This is a genomic window from Hydrocoleum sp. CS-953 (genome assembly GCF_002260545.1).
Lineage (GTDB): Bacteria > Cyanobacteriota > Cyanobacteriia > Cyanobacteriales > Microcoleaceae > Trichodesmium.
In genome coordinates this window covers 1-4,479 of sequence record NZ_LGSU01000743.1, presented here as the reverse complement: position 1 = coordinate 4,479, position 4,479 = coordinate 1, and the positions used below count along the sequence as shown (strand labels likewise).

Annotated in this window: 4 protein-coding genes; all 4 read left to right on the top strand. The window is 32.8% G+C overall.

Features of this window, described 5'->3' with window-relative positions; genetic code table 11:
- Window positions 1–304: 304 nt before the first annotated feature.
- The 4 genes from AFK68_RS08900 (at window position 305) to AFK68_RS08890 (ending at window position 3,657) form a co-directional block, all read left to right on the top strand.
- On the top strand, window positions 305–1,621 hold the full coding sequence (locus AFK68_RS08900; protein WP_094672420.1) for an ATP-binding protein: 1,317 nt from the start codon (window positions 305–307) through the stop codon (window positions 1,619–1,621).
- Window positions 1,622–1,698: 77 nt separating this feature from the next.
- Window positions 1,699–1,824 (top strand): DUF815 domain-containing protein (locus tag AFK68_RS44625; RefSeq protein WP_143437708.1); only part of this gene is annotated, 126 nt, incomplete at its 5' end.
- Between the two features lie 199 nt (window positions 1,825–2,023).
- Entirely contained in the window at window positions 2,024–2,470 is a 447-nt protein-coding gene (locus AFK68_RS08895; RefSeq protein WP_094672419.1) for a tellurite resistance TerB family protein, read from the top strand.
- Window positions 2,471–3,240: 770 nt separating this feature from the next.
- Complete coding sequence (locus AFK68_RS08890; protein ID WP_094672418.1) at window positions 3,241–3,657, top strand: thioesterase family protein; 417 nt, start codon at window positions 3,241–3,243, stop codon at window positions 3,655–3,657.
- Window positions 3,658–4,479: the final 822 nt, after the last annotated feature.

Sequence of the window (4,479 nt, the reverse complement as noted above, 5' to 3'; positions counted from 1 at the left end):
TTATATATCTCTAATGTTATCTAGAAATTATCAATTATTTCTCCCTCCATACCTATTCCCTCTCTCAACTAGGAAATTCCTAAAAGCATGACTACTTAAGAGAGCTTAGAGTGACTAAAATCTCAAAGAGGTAAGACCTCAAAAGATTAAAATATGGTAAATACCAGAGGTGCAAAAGTACATATCTTCCTAGATTTTTAAGTGACAAATAGTTATCTTGATTTCTTCTTTCTTATTACCTGTTCCCTTTTTATATTTCCTTTACAAATAATCTATAATTAGTCTATTAAATATTTAATCAATTATGTCTTGTTTAGATACCCAGATTATCGCCCAGATTCAAAACTTGCAACAGCAAATAGCATCTCTGTTGTTATATAATTCTGTTCTAAAAAAAACAGTGGGTGAAGCTTTTATCCAGTTATTAGAATCTTTGTCTAAAAATGATGGTAGTAGAATAGAATGTATTCGAGCTTATAGTAACTGGTTTAGAACTATTGCTAGTCAAAATATTTCTTGGGAAGAATATCTAATTTATCAGATTCTTCAGGATGATAATCCCTTTAGTAAACAAGTTCAACAAAAAAACTTGACCAGTCTCTCTCCTAGTTTAATCGCAGCAGCAAAACATGATTTGCAAATTTTACAAAATCTTTATCAGTGTAGTAGTAAAACAATTAGTAAGTGGGTAAAAACAATATCTAAATTAGAAAAAATTCCCATTGCTTGGGAACTACAATCAGAAAAAAAAGAACCTATCTATCAAAAGTTAAGAAATTTAGAAAATTGGGCAGATGCTATTGAAACCTTAGCCACTCACTATAGTAATTTTGGTACAGGTTTATTCGCTGAATCAATTGCCTTTGAATGGCATAAAGGTCAACTAATAACTATTACTAATCCCGATCCAGTACAATTAAAAGAATTAGTAGGATATGAATTCCAACGAGATACCTTAATCAAAAATACAGAATTTCTCCTAGCAGGATATCCAGCACTTAATATACTACTTTATGGTAGTCGTGGTTCGGGTAAATCTTCCTTAGTAAAAGCTTTATTAAATGAGTATAGTCAACGTAATCTTCGTTTAGTTCAAGTGGCTAAATCAGATTTAAAAGATTTACCATTGATTCTCGAAAAATTACGCAATGTTCCACAAAAATTTATTATCTTTGTCGATGACCTTTCCTTTGAAGAAGATGATGATACTTTTAAGGCTCTCAAAGTCGTTTTAGAAGGTAATTTAACTGCTAGACCAGGAAATGTGGTAGTCTATGCTACATCAAATAGAAGGCATTTAATAAGAGAATTCTTTAACGATCGCCCTCGCCCAAAAGATAGTGATGAAGTTCATAATTGGGATACAGTTCAAGAAAAGCTTTCTTTTAGTGATCGCTTTGGTTTAACTTTAACTTTTGAACCTGCTAACCAAGATACTTATTTAACAATTGTTAGACATCTAGCAAAGCAAGAAAAAATCAATCTAAATCCTGAAGATTTAGACTATCAAGCTTTACAATGGGCGACTAAAAATAATGGTCGTTCTGGGCGAACGGCACGACAATTTGTTGATTTTCTCAAAGCTGATTTAGTAGTTTTTGAGAAGTATTCAAAAAGGTGATAGGTGGCAGGTGATAAGTTTTAGATTCTATCGAATAATGATGGAATTTTTAACTCAATTTTATAGGTATTAGGTGNGATTTAGACTATCAAGCTTTACAATGGGCGACTAAAAATAATGGTCGTTCTGGGCGAACGGCACGACAATTTGTTGATTTTCTCAAAGCTGATTTAGTAGTTTTTGAGAAGTATTCAAAAAGGTGATAGGTGGCAGGTGATAAGTTTTAGATTCTATCGAATAATGATGGAATTTTTAACTCAATTTTATAGGTATTAGGTGTTAAGTAAAATTTTCTCATCTATAACCTAAGATGTATAACCTATTTCCTAAAACTTAACACTTAAGGTTCCCTAAAAATCGGAACCTAGTAACAGTAAAAAAAATACTAATGAGGTAACTAAAATGGGTCTTTTTGATCAAGGAACAACAACAATACAAGCTACTGATATTAAATTAGAACCGGCTGAAGCTTTTGCAGCGATAGCTTTAATTTCTGTAGCTGCTGATGGTATTATTACTGAGAGTGAAAAACAAGGTATTAGTAATATTTTCTCTCGGATGGAACTGTTTAGTAATTATTCAGAAGAAAGCAAGAGAGAAATGTTAGATCGTCTCTTAGGTATGATTAAGAATAAAGAAATTAAGCCTTTGTTTGATGCTGCAGTTGTTAAACTTCCTAAAGAGTTAAGAGAAACAGTTTTTGCTGTTAGTACAGATTTGGTTTTAGTAGATGGCGACCTTGCTGAAGAGGAAGAACAACTTTTGAATGAATTGTATAATACTTTGGAAATTTCCGAAGCAGTTGCTACTAAGATTATTGATGTAATGATGATTAAAAATAAGGGGTAATTTCAGTTAGCCTCCTATGGTCGTAACTGCGCAATTCATTTAGCCTCCTATGGTCCTAACTGCGCAATTCAGTTATCAGTTATTCAGTCAATACAGTTCAGTTAAGAATTTTTTGAATAATGAATAAGGAACAAGGAAGGTAGATTAGTCTATAGATAATTGTAGTTAATTGAGGGATTTTTTCTGGTATTTCTGTAATCTGAAGATATCCTCTGATTCTTCTATTCCTTGTGAGTTTTAGTCTTATCTGAACCTTATTGAGTATCAGTAGCTATTACTGAAACTGGTAAGTTGAAATATTAATGTTCAAATTTATTTAGTGCGGGCATCCTGCCCGCTAACTAATACTATTTCTCAAAAACTTTTCTACATTTGATTGAAGTAGGNTTAGTCTTATCTGAACCTTATTGAGTATCAGTAGCTATTACTGAAACTGGTAAGTTGAAATATTAATGTTCAAATTTATTTAGTGCGGGCATCCTGCCCGCTAACTAATACTATTTCTCAAAAACTTTTCTACATTTGATTGAAGTAGGGACGTTGCATCAGGGCGTCGGTACAAAGAGGTAGGGACGTTGCATCAGGGCGTCCGTACAAACAATAATAATTAATGCTAAATTTACTCTTTTCTAACAAAAAATTAATTACCTTAGTTTAATTACTTAATAACTAAAGTTTTATCCGAGTATAGCATGAAGGCATGGGAATTAGTATAATTGAAATTAAATTCGCTATATTTTTTATCCTCACTATTCGATTGATTTTTATTAATGTCTTTTTACTATACAAGAATACTTCATTTTCAGGATACTGATGCTGCTGGTGTGGTTTATTTTGCTAATGTTTTAGCAATTTGCCATGAAGCTTATGAGGCATCTTTGGCAGCATTTGGCATTAATTTAAAGGTTTTTTTTAGTAATCCAGAAATTGCTATTCCAATTATTCATGCTGATGTTGATTTTCGTAGTCCGATGTTTTGTGGGGATGAGTTAACTATTGAATTAATGCCTAAAAGTTGGGGGGATGATGAGTTTGAAATTTATTATCAAGTCTTTTTAAAGGAGGTGGGAGAAAAGTGGGTGGCGAGAGCTAATACGAAGCACCTTTGTATTTATCCTAAAAGTAGAAGTCGGCAAAATTTATCTGATGAAATGAGGCGATGGTTATTGAGTTTTGAAAGTTCATAGTTTAAGGCAGAAGGAAGAGGGAAGAAGGAATAAGGGGGAGTATTTTTGAATCTTTTTCCTGTATAGAACCTATTTGCTATCTTTGACATTTATTTTAGTTTCTACAACCTGAGCAAGCACGTTTCTTATGGTTAGCAAAGCGGAACGGAGTTCTATCATTGATCAAAAATGGTTGAATAAAAAATCATGCGTATAGGCGAGTAACTACCAATAGTTTAATGGTATCATCATTTTTTGGGAAATGCAAGAGCAAAACCCTCTGAATTTTTTGGAGCTTCACAGAATGCAAAAGTTTAGATAGCAAATGGTTTTTGTAGTTGGTTTAGTTACAGCATTTGACAAGAAATATCTGATTTTTCGGGTAATTTTAGCTGTAATTCTGTTTTGACTTGCTGCTGTTATTTCTACCTTTATTCAGAATATTCAAGGAACTTATTTTATCGTCAGGGTTGGTGTCCAAGATTTTGGCTTCGGTCTGGAAGACTAAACCTCTACAGTTTTTTTTACGAATCATTTCATACTGCTATAGATATCAATTCTACTTTCTTAGAATTGACGGGAGGATTTGCTTTAGGAGAAATATTAAAGCGGATAGTAAAAAGACTATTATTGAAAAATTTGAATAGATAAAGTCTTTTCGGAGTAATTTTGAAGGTCTAATTGAGCGTAGTAAAGATAATCGTGTCTATATTGGTGTTTGGGAAGATGATTTACATTAGACTTCTTACAGAAGTTAGGGAATAGAGAATAGGGAAGTCGGGGCTAAGTCATTGCGACTGGAACGGAGTGGAAGGGAGCAATCGCTTGACACGTCTGAGATTG